We start from the raw sequence: 15,645 nt of genomic DNA, 5'->3' as shown, positions 1-15,645 counted from the left end.
GGTCAGCCACCTCCCGGTTCGAAGCGGTAGCCCACGCCCCACACGGTCTGGATGAGGCGGGGGCGGGCCGGGTCGTCCTCGACCTTGCCGCGCAGCCGGCGGACATGGACGGTGACGGTCGACAGGTCGCCGAAGTCCCAGCCCCACACCTCGCGCATCAGGTCCTCCCGGCTGAAGGCCCGCCCCGGATGGCGCAGGAAGAACGAGAGCAGGTCGAACTCGCGGAGAGTCAGGGAGAGTTCGGTACGGTTCCGGGTGGCCCTGCGGGCCGCCGGGTCGACGGCGAGCCCGCCCGCGCTCAGGGGGTGCGCGGCGGCGGGCGGCCGGGAGCGGCGCAGGACGGACTCGACCCGGAGCACCAGCTCCCGGGGGCTGAAGGGCTTGGTCACATAGTCGTCGGCGCCCACCTCCAGGCCGAGGACGCGGTCCTCCTCGTCCCCGCGGGCGGTGAGCATGATGACCGGGACGGGTCCGTGGCCGCGCAGCCTCCGGCAGACCTCCAGGCCGTCCATGCCGGGCAGCATCAGGTCCAGGACCACCAGGTCCGGACGGTGTTCACCGGCGCGGGCCAGGGCCGTGGGGCCGTCGCCCGCCCGGTCCACGAGGTAGCCGGCCCGGTCGAGGTAGCCGGTGACCACCTCCGACACGGTCGGGTCGTCGTCGACGACCAGGACCCGTGCCGCACGGTTCCCGGTCCGCGCCCCCAGGGGTTCGTCCATCCGCTGCATGCCCCCAGCCTGGCACCCCGGGCGCCCGGGCACCCCACCCGGGCACCGCGCGCTCCTCCGACGTCCGCGTTTCGTAAGGAGCCGAAGCCCGATATGTTCCGTTCGTCTTCGTAGGGTGAAGGCCGTGACTCTCTCACCACCACCAGACGTCGATGTCGTCCTCCCCTGCCTCGACGAGGCCGAGGCCCTGCCCTGGGTGCTCGCGCGGATCCCGGCCGGCTGGCGGGCCCTGGTCGTCGACAACGGCTCCACCGACGGCTCGGCGGAGATCGCCCGCGCGCTCGGCGCACGCGTCGTGCCCGAGTCCCGCAGGGGCTTCGGCGCCGCGTGTCACGCGGGGCTGACCGCCGCCACCGCGGAGTTCGTCTGCTTCTGCGACTGCGACGCCTCCCTCGACCCCGCGCTGCTCGTCCCCTTCGTCGACGAGGTCCGCTCCGGCACCGCCGATCTCGTCCTGGGCCGGCGCCGCCCCACCGCCCGGGGCGTCTGGCCCGCCCACGCCCGCGCGGGCAACCAGGCCCTCGCCCGGCTGCTCCGCCGCCGCACCGGGGTGCGCCTGCACGACCTCGGTCCGCTCCGCGCGGCGCGGCGCGCGCCGCTGCTCGCGCTCGGCCTCACCGACCGGCGCAGCGGCTACCCCCTCCAGATGGTGGTACGGGCCGCCGACGCGGGGTGGCGGATCGCCGAGCACGACGTGCCGTATCTGCCACGCTCCGGCGCCTCGAAGGTGACGGGCACCTGGCGGGGCACCTGGCAGGCGGTACGGGACATGAGCCGCGTCCTCCAGGAGGCCCCGGCCGACGACAGGACCGCGGAGGGCGCCCGGTGACCACCCTGCTCGTCATCGCCAAGGAACCGCTGCCGGGCCGGGTCAAGACCCGGCTCACCCCGCCCTTCACCCCCGGGGAGGCGGCCGGTCTCGCGGCGGCTGCCCTCGCCGACACGCTCCGGGCGGTGGCCGCCGCGCCCGCGACCCGGCGGGTGCTCGTCCTGGACGGCTCCCCGGGCCCCTGGCTGCCGCCCGGCTTCGAGGTCGTACCGCAGTCTCCGGGCGGCCTGGACGCGCGGCTGGCGGAGGCGTTCGGGCGGTGCTCCGGTCCCGCCCTGCTCATCGGCATGGACACCCCGCAGGTGACCCCCGCCCTGCTCACGGTGGATTTCGCGGAGTGCGACGCGTACGTCGGCCCGGCCGAGGACGGCGGTTTCTGGGCGCTGGGGCTCGCCGAGCCGGACCCCGCGCTGGTGCGCGGCGTCCCCATGTCGACGGCGGTGACCGGGGCGGTGCAACGGGACCGGCTCGTCTCCGCCGGGCTCCGCGTCCGGGAGCTGCCCCGGCTGCGGGACGTCGACACCGCCGCCGACGCCCACGCGGTCGCCGCCCAGGCCCCGCACACCCGCTTCGCGGACCGACTCGCCCGCCTCGGCCGTCCCGCCCGCCCCGCCACCGCTCCGGGCCGCCGATGAGCACCGCCCCGCCCCCGTGGGCGACCCCGGGACCGTACACCGCCGCCCTGCGCTCCGGACACGGGCCGCTCTTCCTCCGCCGGGCCGACGGCCGGCTGCTGCCCCTGGAGGTGGAACGGTGGTGCGCGCGGGCGGACGCGGTGGACCGGGCGGCGCTGGACCGGTGCGAGGGCACCGTGCTGGACATCGGCTGCGGCCCCGGCCGGCTGGTCGCGGAACTCGCCGCGCGCGGCCGGACCGCCCTCGGCATCGATGTGAGCGAGGCCGCGGTCGAGCAGACGGTCCGGCACGGGGGACAGGCGCTGCGGCGCTCGGTCTTCGAGCCGCTGCCGGGCGAGGGCCGCTGGGGCACGCTCCTGCTGATGGACGGCAACCTCGGCATCGGGGGCGACCCCGCCGCGCTGCTGGAGCGGGCGGCGGGGCTGCTGCGGCCGGGCGGTCTGCTGCTCGCCGAGACCGTCCCGGTGGACGTCGACGAACGTCTCCACGTCCGCCTCTCCGACGCCCGCACCACCACCGGCTCCTCGTTCCCCTGGGCGCGGCTCGGCACTCCGGCGCTGCTGCGGTACGCGTACGGGTGGGAGCGGGCCGGTCAGTGGGCGGGCGGCGGGCGCCGCTTCGTCGCCCTGCGCAGCCGGAGCGCGAGCAGCAGCGCCGAACCCCCGAAGAGGAGCGCGGTGATCAGCAGCCAGCGGGCGAGGAAGCCCTCCGTCGATGTCCCGGTGGCCAACCGGTAACGCCCCTCCACCGCCCCGCTGATCAGCGGGAACCAGACCAGCAGAAGCAGCAGGGAGAGGGCCGCCGGGACGCGTACGTACGGCGTCGCCCACCGGCGGCCGGCCGCGCCGAGCCCGCCCGTGAGGGCCCGGTCCGCGCCCGTGTAGAGCGGCACCAGCACCAGGTCGTGGAGGAGCGCGGCCCCCACGATCCACAGCGCCACACCGAACCAGTCACCGGCGAGGAGGCGGATTCCCGCGTAGGCGGCGAGGGCGAACGAGGCGGCGAGCAGCAGGAGGTGGAGGGGGTTGCCGAGGGGGATCCGGGGCGGGCGCATCACAGCTCTCCGAAGGTCAGCCGGGCCACCCACTTGGTGTTCAGCACGCCGGGCGCGGCGGGCACGATCACCCGGGCCGGGAAGCCGTGGTCGGGTGAGAGGTCCTCGCCGTTGACGTACAGGGCGAGCAGGGCGCGCGGGTCGGCGACCTGGTTGGCGCGGAGCGCCGCGTGGCGGAAGGCGCCGTGCCGCTGGAGGGATTCGACGAGGACGCCCGGTGGCTCGCCGTCGTACCCGACGAGCGCCGCGAGGTCCCGGAGCCGTACCCCGCGCCACCACTGGTCGGAGGTGGACCACCCCTCGACACAGGCGATGGGCAGCGCGGAGCTGTGCAGCGGCAGCCGGGCGAGCTGGGCGCGGCCGAGGCGTACGGTGCCGGTGCGTCCGGTGACGACGAGCCGCCAGGCGTCCTCGGCGGTCTCCGCCGCGTCGATCCCGGCGTACGCGGCGGTCTTGTTGATCTGGAAGCCGCTGGGTCCGGCGCCGGGGTCGGCGCCGCCGTGCGGTGCGAGGAGTGCGGTACGGCGCAGACCGTCGAAGCTCTGCCCCACGGTCGTCAGGAAGAGCAGCAGCGAGCCGCCCCCGACGAACCCCAGGGCGCCCCTCCGGGAGAAGGTGGGCTCGGCGGGTCGCGCCGCCACCAGGTCGCTCCGCTCCTCGGGGAGCCGTTCCTCCCGGCGCCGGCGCAGCGTGCGCAGCGCGGTGGGCGTCTTGAGCAGGGCGTGGGCGACGAAGGCCGTGAAGAACACCCAGGCGCCGTAGAAGTGGAGCGGATAGAAGGAGCCGGGGAAGAGGTAGTCGAGCTGGACGTTGAGGACTCCGGTCACGAACTCGAAGAGCCCGCCGCCGACCAGCAGCAGGAGGGAGATCCGCTCCAGCGCGTGGGTGACGGAGCGGGCCGGCGGCAGGGTGAACAGCCGAGGCAGCACCGACCACAGTTTGGCGAGGAGAACCGGGATCAGTGTGATGCCCAGCGTGACATGGACGCCCTGGGTGAGCCGGTAGAGCCAGTGCGGGTCCGTCGGCCAGGCGAAGAGGTAGAAGCCGAGGATCCCCTTGTCGGGTGTCTTGTCGTTCACCGGCGACAGGTCCGGGTTGTACGCGGCGTAGGAGACCAGGCCCGTCACGAAGAGCACGGTGATCCCGACGAGCAGAACGAGGCCGAGCACCGAGGTGAACCAGGGTCCACGGAGCGGGCTGCGCCAGAAGCGGGGGGAGGTGGGGAGGCGTGGATCGTCTCGCATGAGCCGACCGTAGGCCCGGGTACCCGCCGAAAGGGGGCCACGACCTGTGACGAAACGCTGACGTCCGGCCCGGACGGGGGTGTCGGGAGCTCCGCCCGGCCTAGCGTTCCGGACGTGACCCACACCTTGCCGTCCACCGAGCCGCGCGCCCCCCGCTCCGGCCGCCCTGCCCGCCCCTCCCCCGGCCTCCGCCGCGACCTGTACACGGCCGGCGCCGCGGCCCTGCTGGTCGTGGTGGCCGTGCTGGCCGGCCACTGGATCCAGAACACCGACCGCACCCTGCACGTCAGCTGGGCCCCGCTGCTGGCGTCCTGGGAACCGCACCTGGGGCCCGGCACCCCGGCGGCCCTGCTCGTCGCGGCCCTCACCGTGGCGTACGGCCCCGCCCTCGCGCTCCGTCTCCCCTGGCGGGTCCTGCTCGCCACAGCCTGGGCCACCGCCCTGGCCTGGACGTTCTCCCTCGCCCTGGTCGACGGCTGGCAGCGGGGCATCGCGGGCCGGCTCACCACCCGCAACGAGTACCTCCAGGTCATCGACCGCTTCGACGACATCCCGGCCACCCTGCGGGAGTTCACCCAGCACATCCTGCTGTACTCCCCCGACAACTGGCCCGCCCATGTCGCGGGCCATCCGCCCGCCGCCACGCTCACCTTCGTCCTCCTCGACCGGATCGGGCTGCGGGGCGGGGGCTGGGCCGGGGTCTGGTGCATCGCCGTCGGCGCGACGGCGTGTGCGGCCGTGCTGATCGCGGTGCGCGCGCTGGCCTCGGAGGGCCTGGCGCGGCGCGCGGCCCCCTTTCTCGTCCTGGCCCCGGCGGCGGTGTGGATGGGCACCTCGGCGGACGGCTACTTCGCGGCGGTGACGGCGTGGACCGTGGCGCTGCTGGCGCTCGCCGTCACCAGGGGCTCCCTGGCGGCGGCGGCAGCCTCCGGGCTCCTCTTCGGACTGACCTGCTACCTCTCGTACGGTCTGACGCTCTTCGCCCTGATCTGCGCGGCGGTCCTGTGGCTCGGACGGCAGACGGTCCGGGACCGGCCGGCCCTGCTGGTGGCGGCGCTCGCCGGTGCGGCGGTCGTACCCATGGCGTTCACGCTCGCCGGGTTCGACTGGTGGGCGGCGTACCGGCTGCTGACCACCCGGTACGTCGAAGGAGTGGGCGGGGTACGGCCGTACGGCTACTGGGTGTGGGCCAACCTCGCCTGTACGGTGCTGGTCACCGGCCTGGCGACCCCGGCGGCCCTGCGCCGCACCGCCACCGCCGCGCTGCGCCCCCCGACCGCCCCGCGCCGGGTCCTCCTCTCCCCCCGCCCCACCGTCCGCCTCGCCGTCCTCGTCGCGGCGGCCCTGCTCGCGCTGCTCGTCGCCGACCTCTCCGGGATGAGCAAGGCGGAGACGGAGCGGATCTGGCTCCCCTTCGCCCTCTGGCTCCTCCCGTCCTGCGCCCTGCTCACCCGCCCCCGCGCCTGGCTCGCCGCCCAGGCGGTGCTCGCCCTGCTCATCAACCACCTGCTGCTGACGGGGTGGTGAACGCCGGCATCGGCGCGCTCCCCACGACACGGCCCGGGAGGGAAGCCTCCCGGGCCGTTCTCGCTCCGTCAGTTCCAGGGGTTGGCGGACTGGTCGTCGATGGCGGTCCAGAGGCGTGTCCCCTCCGGTACATAGCCGTACGCCCAGAACGACCAGCCGCCGGGCGCGTCCAGGCCGGGCCCGTACCGGCCGTCATGGAACTCCGCCATCCGCCAGCCGGCCCCGTAGTACTGGACGCAGAGGTTGTCGGCGACGGCCCGGCCGGTCAGCGCCGTACCGCTCACGGGCGGGGTGGCCGCGACGGTTCCCCGGGACCAGCCCGCGTAGAAGTCCGGGGTGACGCTGCCGGGCACGGCGGCGCCGGTGACTCTCAGACAGAGCACCGGCAGTACGGCGGAGGCGGGGGTGTCCCCCTGGTAGGGGTCGGTCCGCGTGTCGGAGCCGACCCGTACGGTGCCGTCGGTCCCCTTGGCGGCGACCGTCCAGGTCATTCCGGGGTGATCGGCGCTCACCGCGGCCTGCGCGGGCGCGGCGGCCAGGGCCGAGAAGGTGAGCGAGGCGGCGAGCGCGGCGGCGGCAGTGCCTCGGCGTGGCGACTTCCTCATGGGCGTCCCTCCGGACGGCGGACACCGGCACCGGCAACGGCTGCTCGGCGCTCGGTGCGTGATGCCCGACCAGCATCGAGAGGAATGCACGATTCCATCACTTCTTCTCCGCGCATTGACCACAAATACCCGTCGGCCGTCCGAGAAGACGCCCTTGCCGTACGAATATTCCGGGGAGCGCGTTCCGGGGAGACCCCGGCGCGCTCCGCCCGGCGGTCAGGGCCGCGCCACCCAGTCGTACCAGTCGGCCATCCCCTCTCCGGTGGTCGCCGAGACGGTGAGCACCCGCAGCTCCGGATTGACCGAACGGGCGTACTCCTCGCACCGTTCGACATCGAAGTCGACATAGGGCAGCAGGTCGATCTTGTTGATGACCACGAGATCCGCCGCGGCGAACATGTACGGGTACTTGAGGGGCTTGTCCGTTCCCTCGGTGACCGAGATGATCACGGCCCGGCTCCGCTCCCCGAGATCGAAGAGGGCGGGGCAGACGAGATTGCCGACGTTCTCGACGAGGACCAGCGAGCCCTCTCCGGGCTCCAGGGCGGTCAGCGCGCCCCGCACCATCTCCGCGTCGAGGTGGCAGCCGGCGCCGGTGTTGATCTGGACGACCGCGCCGCCCGCGCGCCGGATCCGCTCGGCGTCGAGCGCCGTCTCCTGGTCTCCTTCGACGACCGCGACCGGGCGGCGTCCCGCGAAGTTCCCGACGGTGCGTTCGAGGAGGGTGGTCTTGCCGGCGCCGGGCGAACTCATCATGTTCACCGCGACGATGCCCCGCTCGGCGAGCCAGGCGCGGTTCAGCGCCGCCACTCCGTCGTTCTTGCCGAGGACCTTCTGTTCGAGGGTGATGGTCTCGCCCTGTTCGAGGGTGATGGTCTCGCCGGCCCCGGCCGGACGGACCCGGTCGGAGCCGTGCGCGTGGTCGTGCGGGTGGGTGTGTGGGTGGGCATGTGGGTGGGCATGTGGTACGGAGATCCTCGCCCCGCCGCCGCCCTCACCGCTTCCGTCGACGCAACCGCACGTTCCGCACATGAGTTCAGCCCACTCTCATCGAGACGATGTGCAGCTCCCGCCCCGAGGTGATGTCCACGTCGGCACTGCCGCACGGACAAAGCAATACAAGATCGGTCAGGGCGAAGTCCCGCGCACACGCCCGGCAGTGCGCCGTTCCGGGGGGCTGGTCGATCTCCAGGAGCGCGCCCTCCGCGACCGTGCCCGCGGTGGTCAGATCGAAGCAGAACCGCATCGCGTCGGGCACCACGGCGGTCAGCGCGCCCACCCGGAGCCGGACGGCGCGCACCGGCCGTCCGGCGGCGCGCTCGCACACCGCGTCCACCACGCTCTGGGTAATTGACAATTCATGCATCCGTGGCCAGCTTTCCCGTACTCGTCCATTCGCCCGGCCCATTCGCCCGACCGGACCGCCCGGAAAAGCCGGCCGCCCGGAAAAGTCTCGTGTTGACAGAACGGACAGGCGGATTCTAGATGGTAGCAAGGTGAGTGTCGCCACCTCACCGGCAGCGGGCGTTCCCATCCCGGAAGGCGGCGGACCATGCCGACGGAAGCAGCGGAAAAAGCCGAGAACACGCTCATCCATGTGCTGTGGATCAACGCCGGTCTGAGTTGTGACGGAGATTCCGTGGCGCTCACCGCCGCCACACAGCCGAGCATCGAGGAAATCGCGCTCGGCGCACTCCCCGGGCTGCCCCGGATCGCCGTGCACTGGCCGCTCATCGATTTCGAGTGCGGCCCCACCGGGGGCGCCGACGATTTCCTGGAGTGGTTCTTCAAGGCGGACCGGGGCGAACTCGACCCCTTCGTCCTGGTGGTCGAGGGCTCCATCCCCGACGAGGGGCTGAAGGAGGAGGGGTACTGGTCGGGCTTCGGCAACAACCCGGCGACCGGGCAGCCGATGACCACCAGCGAGTGGCTCGACCGGCTCGCCCCCAAGGCCACGGCGGTCGTCGCGGTGGGGACCTGCGCCACGTACGGCGGCATCCACGCCATGGCGGGCAACCCGACCGGCGCCATGGGCGTGCCCGACTACCTGGGCTGGGAGTGGAAGTCCAAGGCGGGCATCCCGATCGTCTGCGTCCCCGGCTGCCCCATTCAGCCGGACAACCTCTCGGAGACGCTCACCTATCTGCTCTACATGGCCACCGGCCAGGCCCCGATGATCCCCCTCGACGAGTCGCTCCGGCCGACCTGGCTCTTCGGCCGGACGGTGCACGAGGGGTGCGACCGCGCCGGCTACTACGAGCAGGGCGAGTTCGCGACGGAGTACGGGCGGCCCGAATGCATCGTCAAACTGGGCTGCTGGGGTCCGGCCGTGAAGTGCAATGTGCCCAAGCGCGGCTGGATGAACGGAATCGGCGGCTGCCCCAATGTCGGCGGGATCTGCATCGGCTGCACCATGCCGGGATTCCCCGACAAATTCATGCCGTTCATGGACGAGCCGCCGGGCGGCAAACTCTCCACGAACGCCGTCGGGCTGTACGGCTCGACGATGCGGCGGCTCCGGAAGATCACCACGCACACCCTCGACCGCGAACCCAAATGGCGTAATCGCGGGAAGCGGCGCACCATCAGCGCCACCCGCGCCCGATAGCGCACCGGAACGGAAGAAAAGGCGGCCTCATGACGACGATGAGCCAGAACAAAAGCGATCTGGTGGAGATGGCATGGGATCCCATCACCCGTATCGTCGGAAGCCTGGGCATCTACACGAAGATCGACTTCAAGCAGCGGACGGTCGCCGAGTGCCACAGCACCAGCTCGATCTTCCGCGGCTACTCGGTCTTCATGAAGGGCAAGGACCCGCGCGACGCCCACTTCATCACCAGCCGCATCTGCGGGATCTGCGGCGACAACCACGCCACCTGTTCCTGCTACGCGCAGAACATGGCGTACGGCGTGAAGCCTCCGCATCTCGGTGAGTGGATCGTGAACCTCGGCGAGGCGGCCGAGTACATGTTCGACCACAACATCTTCCAGGAGAACCTGGTCGGGGTCGACTACTGCGAGAAAATGGTCGCCGAGACCAATCCCGGCGTACTCGAACAGGCCAACCGCACCCCGGCGCCGCACGCCGACGCCCACGGGTACCGGACGGTCGGCGACATCATGCGCGCGCTGAACCCCTTCTCCGGGGAGTTCTACCGCGAGGCCCTCCAGGTCAGCCGGATGACCCGGGAGATGTTCTGCCTGATGGAAGGGCGCCACGTACACCCCTCCACGCTCTACCCCGGCGGCGTGGGCACGGTGGCGACCGTCCAGCTCATGACGGACTACATCACCCGTCTCCAGCGCTACGTGGAGTTCATGAAGAAGGTCGTCCCCCTCCACGACGACCTCTTCGACTTCTTCTACGAGGCGCTGCCCGGCTACGAACAGGTCGGCAACCGCCGGATCCTGCTGGGCTGCTGGGGCTCCTTCCAGGACCCGGAGCACTGCAACTTCGCCTACCGGGACATGACCGAGTGGGGCCGGAAGATGTACGTCACCCCCGGGGTCGTGGTCGACGGCAAGCTCGTCACCACCGACCTGGTGGAGATCAACCTGGGCATCCGCATCCTGCTCGGCTCGTCGTACTACAACGACTGGGAGGAGCAGGAGATGTTCGTGACCCACGACCCGCTCGGCAACCCGGTCGACCGGCGGCACCCGTGGAACCAGCACACCAACCCACGGCCGCAGAAGCGCGATCTGGGCGACAAGTACAGCTGGGTCATGTCACCGCGCTGGTTCGACGGCAAGGAGTACCTGGCGCTCGACACCGGCGGCGGGCCGCTCGCCCGGCTGTGGACCACCGCCCTGGCGGGCCTGGTCGACATCGGGTACGTCAAGGCCACCGGCAGCAGCGTGCGGATCAGCCTCCCCAAGACCGCCATCAAGGGCCCGGTCGAGTTCGAGTGGCACGTGCCGCGCTGGAGCAACACCATCGAACGCAACCGGGCCCGCACCTACTTCCAGGCGTACGCCGCGGCCTGCGCGCTGCACTTCGCCGAGAAGGCGCTCGGGGAGATCCGGGCCGGCCGCACCAGGACCTGGGAGACCTTCGAGGTGCCGGAGGAGGGCATCGGCTGCGGCTTCACCGAGGCGGTGCGCGGGGTGCTCTCGCACCACATGGTGATCAGGGACGGCAAGATCGCCAACTACCACCCGTACCCGCCCACCCCCTGGAACGCGAGCCCCCGTGACTCGTTCGGGACGCCGGGACCCTACGAGGACGCGGTGCAGGGCCAGCCGATCTTCGAGGAGAACGACCGGGAGCACTTCAAGGGCATCGACATCATGCGGACGGTGCGCAGCTTCGACCCCTGTCTGCCGTGCGGTGTCCACATGTACCTCGGCGGCGGCAAGAAGCTGCAACTGCTGCACTCGCCCACGCAGTCGGCGGGCAGTGAGTGACATGACGGAGCGGCAGACAGGTGTTCCCTCGGCGGCCGAGCAGTGGCGGACGACCGGGGACCGTATCGAGGCACTGCTCACGGCCGGCGCGGCGGCGGGACCGGCGGCACGCGAGCGCGGCGAGGAACTGGTCCGGCTGGTCACCGACTTCTACGGGGCCGGTCTGGAGCGGCTGCTCGACCTCCTCCACGAGCACGGCGCCCTGGACGACACCGCCCTGGCCGCGCTCGCCGGGGACGACCTGGTGGCGAGTGTGCTGCTGGTGCACGGACTGCACCCGTACACCGTGGCGACCCGGGTCGAGCACGCGCTGGAGGGCGTACGGCCGTACCTCCGCTCGCACGGCGGTGATGTGGAACTGGTCGGTGTGACGGAGGACGGGACCGTACGGCTGCGGCTGCTGGGCGGTTGCGACGGCTGCCCGTCCTCCTCCGGCACGCTCGCCCTCGCCGTGCGCGGCGCGGTGGAGGCGGCGGCCCCGGAGGTCGAGGCGATCGAGGTGGCGGAGCCGGCCGGGACGGCGGATCCACCGGGTCCGCTGGTCCCGGTGGACTCGCTCTTCACCCGGGTGCGCGAGGCCCGTACGGATGCCCCGGACGGCAGGGGCGGCGCGGGTGGTCCGGACGGCGCGGACGCGAGTGGCACGGACGCGGGTGGCGGCGACGGCGGGGCCGCCTGGTGGCCGGTGCCGGAGCTGCTCGCCCTGGAGTCCGGCGGTGTCGAACGCCTGGCCGCCGGCGGATGCCCCGTGGTGGTCTGCCGGATCGGCCCCGACCTCTTCGCCTTCCGCGACCGGTGCGCCCGGTGCGAGCGGCCGATGGAGGGCGCGACGCTGGCCCGGCGGCTGGGCGGCGGGGCCGGCGACGGGGTGCTCCGCTGCTCCGCGTGCCGCGCGCACTACGACGTACGGCGCGCCGGCGCCTGTCTCGACCCGGAGGCGGACGGTGCGCACCTGACCCCTCTCCCGCTGCTGGCGGACGCGGCCTCGGTCTCGGTCGCCGTACCGGCGGCACCCGTGGTGGCGCCGTGAGCGCGCCCGCCGGAGCCCCCCGCTCCCCGGCCGCCGCGCTGCTGCGGGTCACCCGCGACCGGCCGGAACCGGTCCCCGGCGAGCGCTGCGACCTCTGCGCCGCGCCGTCCGGAGCCGAGCACCAGCATGTGGTGGACCTGGAGAGCCGGCGGCTGATGTGCTGCTGCCGGGCCTGCTACCTGCTCTTCACGGACGACGGGGCGCGGCTGCGCTACCGCGCCGTGCCCGACCGGTATCTCCGCTTCGACCGGCTCCCGCTGGACGCGCGGGCCTGGGACGCGCTGGGGATCCCGGTCGGTCTCGCCTTCCTGTTCCGCAACTCCGCCCAGGACCGCACCGTCGCCTTCTACCCCGGCCCCGCCGGGGCGACCGAGTCGGAACTGCCGCTCGACGCCTGGGCCTCCCTCGTGGCGGACGCGCCCGAACTGGCTGTCGTACGCCCCGATGTCGAGGCGCTCCTCGTCCGCCGTACGGAGGGCCCCGGGCGCGCGGACGGCGGGGACGCCAAGGGGAACGGGGACGGCGACAGGTACGGGGACGGGGACGGGCCGGAGATCTCGTGCCATGTGGTGCCGATCGACGCCTGTTACGAACTGGCCGGCCGGCTGCGCACCCTGTGGCGCGGCTTCGACGGCGGCCGGGAGGCGCGCGTGGCGATGGACTCCTTCTTCGAGCGCGTCCGGGCGCGCAGCCGGCCCGCACGCCCGGACGAGCGGACGACGTTGGAGGCGGCGGAGGCCGCGGGACCGGCGGCGGCGGAGGGGTCCGTATGAACGCGCCCACCGCGCCCGGCCTGGAGTTCTCCGTGCGGGACATCGTCGCCGAGCCGTTCAGCGCGGCGCCGCAGCTCACCGCGCGGCTGCGGATCGAGGACGGCTCCGGCGATCCCGTCCACGCGATCGTGCTGCACTGCCAGGTCCGGATCGAACCGCAGCGCCGCCCCTACGACCAGGCCGAAGAGGACGGGCTGCGCGGCCTGTTCGGGGAGCGGGAGCGGTGGTCCGACACCCTGCGGCCGTTCCTGTGGATGCGGTGCGACACGACGGTGCGGGGGTTCACCGGCTCCACCGAGACCGAGCTCGCGCTGCCGTGCACCTACGACTTCGACGTCGTCGGCTCGCGCTATCTGCACGCCCTCGGCGAGGACGGGACGGTACCGGTCAGTCTGCTCTTCTCCGGGACCGTCTTCGCCCGGGGCGCGGACGGTACGGGGCTCGGGGTGCGGCAGGTGCCCTGGGACCGTGAGGCACGGTACGAACTGCCGGTCGCCGTGTGGCGGCGGCTGATCGCCTGCCACTTCCCCCACTCGGGGTGGATCAGGCTGGACCACGACCTGCTCGCCGACCTCGCGGACTTCCGTGCGCGGCGCGGGCTCATCAGTTGGGACGAGACGGTGCGTACGCTGCTGACGGCCTCGGGGACGGACGGGGAAACACACGCCGGTGCCACCGCCGGCGCCCTCGGCGAGGGGGTCCGGTGACCCGGGCCGCCGCGGCGGAGCTCGACCGGGTGCGCGCGGTCGCCGACGCGGTGCTCTACGAGGGCTATCTGCTCTACCCGTACCGCGCCAGCGCCCACAAGAACCGGTCCCGCTGGCAGTTCGGGGTCCTGGGGCCGCCGCACGCCACCGCCGCGAGCTTCGCCGAGGAGCCGGGCATGGCGATGGGGTGTCTGCTCTCGGTGCCGCCCGGCGGGCCGGTCCCCGCCGAGGTGACGCTCCGGCTGCGCTTCCTCCAGCACCAGGTCCGCGAGGTGCGGCGGCGGACCGGGGACGGTGCCGAGCACGCCGTCCCCGAGCTGGTCGTCGCCGGTACGTCGGTGCTGAGCTGGGACGAGGCGGTCGAGCGGGAGATCGACCTGGGGCCGGTCCCGCTGACCGGGGCGACCGACCGGCTCCGTACGGTCGCCGGGGGCGAGGAGACCGAGCCGCTGACGGACGCGGGCGGGGTCCGGGTCGGCAGCGTCGTACGGCGCCGCGAACCGCTGGCGGCCCGGGTCCGTACCGACGCGGTCCGGGACGGCGCGTTCGTACGGCTGACGGTCTCCGTCGAGAACGAGCACGCCGGGGCCGTCGCCGGCAAGGAGGCCGCCCTCCGGGTCTCGCTGATCGGCGCGCATCTGCTCCTCCAGGCGCGCGGCGCCGGATTCGTCTCGCTGCGGGAGCCCCCGGACGGGGCGGCCGACGCCGCGGCCCGCTGCGCGCACCACCGGTGCTGGCCCGTGCTGGCCGGGCCGGAGGGCGCCACGGACACGGTGCTCGGGGCGCCGATCATCCTCTACGACCACCCGGAGATCGCCGAGCAGAGCGCGGGCGACCTGTTCGACTCGACCGAGATCGACGAGATCCTGACGCTCCGTGTGATGACCATGACGGAGCGGGAGAAGGCGGAGGCACGGGCCACGGATCCGCGCGCCCGCGAGATCGTCGACCGCTGTGACGCGATGACGCCCGGCGAGCTCCAGCGGCTGCACGGCCTGCTCCGCACCGGCGACGCCCGGAACGCCGCCCCCGCCCCCGCCGCCGCCTCCTTCGACACCGGCGGCGCCCCGTGGTGGGACCCGGCCGCCGACGCCGCCGTGTCGCCGGAGTCGGACGGTGTCGTGATCGACGGGGTCCGGGTGGCCCAGGGGAGTCTCGTACGGGTACGGCCGGCCCGCCGCGCCGACGCGCAGGACCTCTTCTTCGACGGTCAGGTGGCGCGGGTGACGGCCGTGCTCTCGGACGTGGACGGCGGGGTGCATGTCGCCCTCGTCCTCGTCGACGACCCGGCGGCCGACCTGCACGACTGGTACGGCCGCTACTTCTACTTCGCCCCCGACGAGCTGGAACCGCTGCCCGAAGGCGGCTCCGGCCGGCCCGTCCCCGATCCGCCGCCGGCGGAGTTCCGTAAGGAGAACCCCTCATGCGCTTCCTCGGACTGATCACCACGGGCGCCGCCGCAGCGGTGGCCGCGGTCGCCGTCGCCGTCGGCGTGCGCTCGCTCCCCGACCTCCGCAGGTACCTCCGAATGCGCTCCATGTGAGCGCGGGAGACGGGCGGGAAGGGTGCCGGGTGCTCGTCGCGGGCGTCGGCAACCTCTTCCTCGGCGACGACGGTTTCGGCCCCGAGGTCGTACGGCGGCTGGCCACCGGCCCCGGAGAGCCGCTCCCCGCCGGGGTCCGGGCCGTCGACTACGGCATCCGGGGCATGCACCTCGCGTACGACCTGCTCGCCGGGTACGACGCGCTGGTGCTGGTGGACGCCTGTCCGGGGGACGGACCGCCCGGGGAGGTGACGGTGCTGGAGGTCGGCGAGGACGACCTCGGTTCGGGTGAATTCGACGCACACGGCATGAACCCGGTCGCGGTGCTGGCGAATCTGGATCAACTGGGCGGTACGCTCCCGCTGACTCACGTCGTGGGGTGCGTCCCCGCCGGGGTCGACGAGGGCATCGGCCTCAGCGAGCCGGTCGCCGCTGCCGTCCCCCGGGCGGTGGCGGCGGTGCGCGCGCTGGTCGGCCGGCTGGCGGCGGCGGTCCCCGCGCCGCCGCCGGAGCCCCGCACCGCGATCCCGTCCGTGCCGGAACGGCCCCGGAGGTCCTGA

At 73.3% G+C, this 15,645-nt stretch carries 16 protein-coding genes; 11 read left to right on the top strand and 5 right to left on the bottom strand.

Annotated elements, in window-relative coordinates; translation table 11 throughout:
* Window positions 1-2 precede the first annotated feature (2 nt).
* A complete protein-coding gene (locus AB0O07_RS00815) occupies window positions 3-728 on the bottom strand; it encodes a response regulator transcription factor (protein ID WP_365624714.1) in 726 nt (241 codons plus the stop codon).
* Window positions 729-843: 115 nt separating this feature from the next.
* Here AB0O07_RS00815 and AB0O07_RS00810 point away from each other — a divergent pair, with 115 nt between their 5' ends.
* The 3 genes from AB0O07_RS00810 to AB0O07_RS00800 are packed head-to-tail and all read left to right on the top strand — an operon-like array spanning window position 844 to window position 2,929.
* Window positions 844-1,557 (top strand): glycosyltransferase family 2 protein, encoded by a 714-nt coding sequence (locus tag AB0O07_RS00810; RefSeq protein ID WP_365624711.1) that lies wholly within the window; start codon window positions 844-846, stop codon window positions 1,555-1,557.
* On the top strand, window positions 1,554-2,192 hold the full coding sequence (locus AB0O07_RS00805; RefSeq protein ID WP_365624708.1) for a DUF2064 domain-containing protein: 639 nt from the start codon (window positions 1,554-1,556) through the stop codon (window positions 2,190-2,192). The genes AB0O07_RS00810 and AB0O07_RS00805 overlap by 4 nt, the downstream gene beginning before the upstream one ends.
* A complete protein-coding gene (locus tag AB0O07_RS00800; protein WP_365624705.1) occupies window positions 2,189-2,929 on the top strand; it encodes a class I SAM-dependent methyltransferase in 741 nt (246 codons plus the stop codon). Before AB0O07_RS00805 ends, AB0O07_RS00800 begins: the two co-directional genes overlap by 4 nt.
* 316 nt (window positions 2,930-3,245) lie before the next feature.
* Here AB0O07_RS00800 and AB0O07_RS00795 read toward each other — a convergent pair whose 3' ends face one another.
* On the bottom strand, window positions 3,246-4,490 hold the full coding sequence (locus tag AB0O07_RS00795) for a molybdopterin-dependent oxidoreductase (protein WP_365624702.1): 1,245 nt from the start codon (window positions 4,488-4,490) through the stop codon (window positions 3,246-3,248).
* Between the two features lie 198 nt (window positions 4,491-4,688).
* On the opposite strand from AB0O07_RS00795, the gene AB0O07_RS00790 reads away from it, so the two are divergent.
* The gene (locus AB0O07_RS00790) at window positions 4,689-6,017 is read left to right on the top strand and encodes a hypothetical protein (protein WP_365627850.1); all 1,329 of its coding nucleotides are present in this window, start codon (window positions 4,689-4,691) and stop codon (window positions 6,015-6,017) included.
* Window positions 6,018-6,085: 68 nt separating this feature from the next.
* On the opposite strand, the gene AB0O07_RS00785 is transcribed toward AB0O07_RS00790, so the two are convergent.
* From AB0O07_RS00785 to AB0O07_RS00775, 3 genes are all read right to left on the bottom strand, one after another.
* Window positions 6,086-6,622 carry a hypothetical protein gene (locus AB0O07_RS00785; protein ID WP_365624699.1) on the bottom strand — a complete coding sequence of 179 codons (537 nt, stop codon included), beginning with the start codon at window positions 6,620-6,622 and terminating at the stop codon, window positions 6,086-6,088.
* Window positions 6,623-6,838: 216 nt separating this feature from the next.
* A complete protein-coding gene (gene hypB, locus AB0O07_RS00780; RefSeq protein WP_365624696.1) occupies window positions 6,839-7,654 on the bottom strand; it encodes a hydrogenase nickel incorporation protein HypB in 816 nt (271 codons plus the stop codon).
* Window positions 7,655-7,658: 4 nt separating this feature from the next.
* Window positions 7,659-7,988, bottom strand: coding sequence for a hydrogenase maturation nickel metallochaperone HypA (locus AB0O07_RS00775; protein ID WP_365624693.1), 330 nt, complete (start codon window positions 7,986-7,988; stop codon window positions 7,659-7,661).
* Between the two features lie 186 nt (window positions 7,989-8,174).
* Between AB0O07_RS00775 and AB0O07_RS00770 the strand changes: the two genes are divergently transcribed.
* From AB0O07_RS00770 to AB0O07_RS00740, 7 genes are all read left to right on the top strand, one after another.
* Window positions 8,175-9,230: a hydrogenase expression protein HypE gene (locus tag AB0O07_RS00770; RefSeq protein ID WP_365624690.1), complete on the top strand. Its 1,056-nt coding sequence runs from the start codon at window positions 8,175-8,177 to the stop codon at window positions 9,228-9,230.
* A 38-nt stretch (window positions 9,231-9,268) separates the two neighbouring features.
* A complete protein-coding gene (locus AB0O07_RS00765; RefSeq protein WP_365627847.1) occupies window positions 9,269-11,032 on the top strand; it encodes a nickel-dependent hydrogenase large subunit in 1,764 nt (587 codons plus the stop codon).
* A gap of 1 nt (window position 11,033) precedes the next feature.
* Complete coding sequence (locus AB0O07_RS00760) at window positions 11,034-12,062, top strand: NifU family protein (protein WP_365624687.1); 1,029 nt, start codon at window positions 11,034-11,036, stop codon at window positions 12,060-12,062.
* Entirely contained in the window at window positions 12,059-12,835 is a 777-nt protein-coding gene (locus AB0O07_RS00755; RefSeq protein ID WP_365624684.1) for a DUF5947 family protein, read from the top strand. Before AB0O07_RS00760 ends, AB0O07_RS00755 begins: the two co-directional genes overlap by 4 nt.
* Window positions 12,832-13,542, top strand: a complete 711-nt coding sequence (locus tag AB0O07_RS00750; protein ID WP_365624681.1) for a DUF6084 family protein — start codon at window positions 12,832-12,834, stop codon at window positions 13,540-13,542. Before AB0O07_RS00755 ends, AB0O07_RS00750 begins: the two co-directional genes overlap by 4 nt.
* Window positions 13,539-14,984 (top strand): hypothetical protein, encoded by a 1,446-nt coding sequence (locus AB0O07_RS00745; RefSeq protein WP_365624679.1) that lies wholly within the window; start codon window positions 13,539-13,541, stop codon window positions 14,982-14,984. The genes AB0O07_RS00750 and AB0O07_RS00745 overlap by 4 nt, the downstream gene beginning before the upstream one ends.
* A gap of 97 nt (window positions 14,985-15,081) precedes the next feature.
* Window positions 15,082-15,645 carry a hydrogenase maturation protease gene (locus tag AB0O07_RS00740; RefSeq protein ID WP_365624676.1) on the top strand — a complete coding sequence of 188 codons (564 nt, stop codon included), beginning with the start codon at window positions 15,082-15,084 and terminating at the stop codon, window positions 15,643-15,645.

Source organism: Streptomyces sp. NPDC093085 (assembly GCF_040683935.1).
Taxonomy (GTDB): Bacteria; Actinomycetota; Actinomycetes; order Streptomycetales; family Streptomycetaceae; genus Streptomyces.
Note: the sequence above shows the minus strand (reverse complement) of the source record. Positions and strands in the feature narration are given on the sequence as shown.

Coding starts and splice junctions, on each gene's coding strand:
- AB0O07_RS00815 (WP_365624714.1), bottom strand. CDS start 728: ATGCAGCGGATGGACGAACCCCTGGGGGCGCGGACCGGGAACCGTGCG.
- AB0O07_RS00800 (WP_365624705.1), top strand. CDS start 2,189: ATGAGCACCGCCCCGCCCCCGTGGGCGACCCCGGGACCGTACACCGCC.
- AB0O07_RS00795 (WP_365624702.1), bottom strand. CDS start 4,490: ATGCGAGACGATCCACGCCTCCCCACCTCCCCCCGCTTCTGGCGCAGC.
- AB0O07_RS00785 (WP_365624699.1), bottom strand. CDS start 6,622: ATGAGGAAGTCGCCACGCCGAGGCACTGCCGCCGCCGCGCTCGCCGCC.
- hypB (WP_365624696.1), bottom strand. CDS start 7,654: ATGTGCGGAACGTGCGGTTGCGTCGACGGAAGCGGTGAGGGCGGCGGC.
- AB0O07_RS00775 (WP_365624693.1), bottom strand. CDS start 7,988: ATGCATGAATTGTCAATTACCCAGAGCGTGGTGGACGCGGTGTGCGAG.
- AB0O07_RS00770 (WP_365624690.1), top strand. CDS start 8,175: ATGCCGACGGAAGCAGCGGAAAAAGCCGAGAACACGCTCATCCATGTG.
- AB0O07_RS00765 (WP_365627847.1), top strand. CDS start 9,269: ATGAGCCAGAACAAAAGCGATCTGGTGGAGATGGCATGGGATCCCATC.
- AB0O07_RS00760 (WP_365624687.1), top strand. CDS start 11,034: ATGACGGAGCGGCAGACAGGTGTTCCCTCGGCGGCCGAGCAGTGGCGG.
- AB0O07_RS00750 (WP_365624681.1), top strand. CDS start 12,832: ATGAACGCGCCCACCGCGCCCGGCCTGGAGTTCTCCGTGCGGGACATC.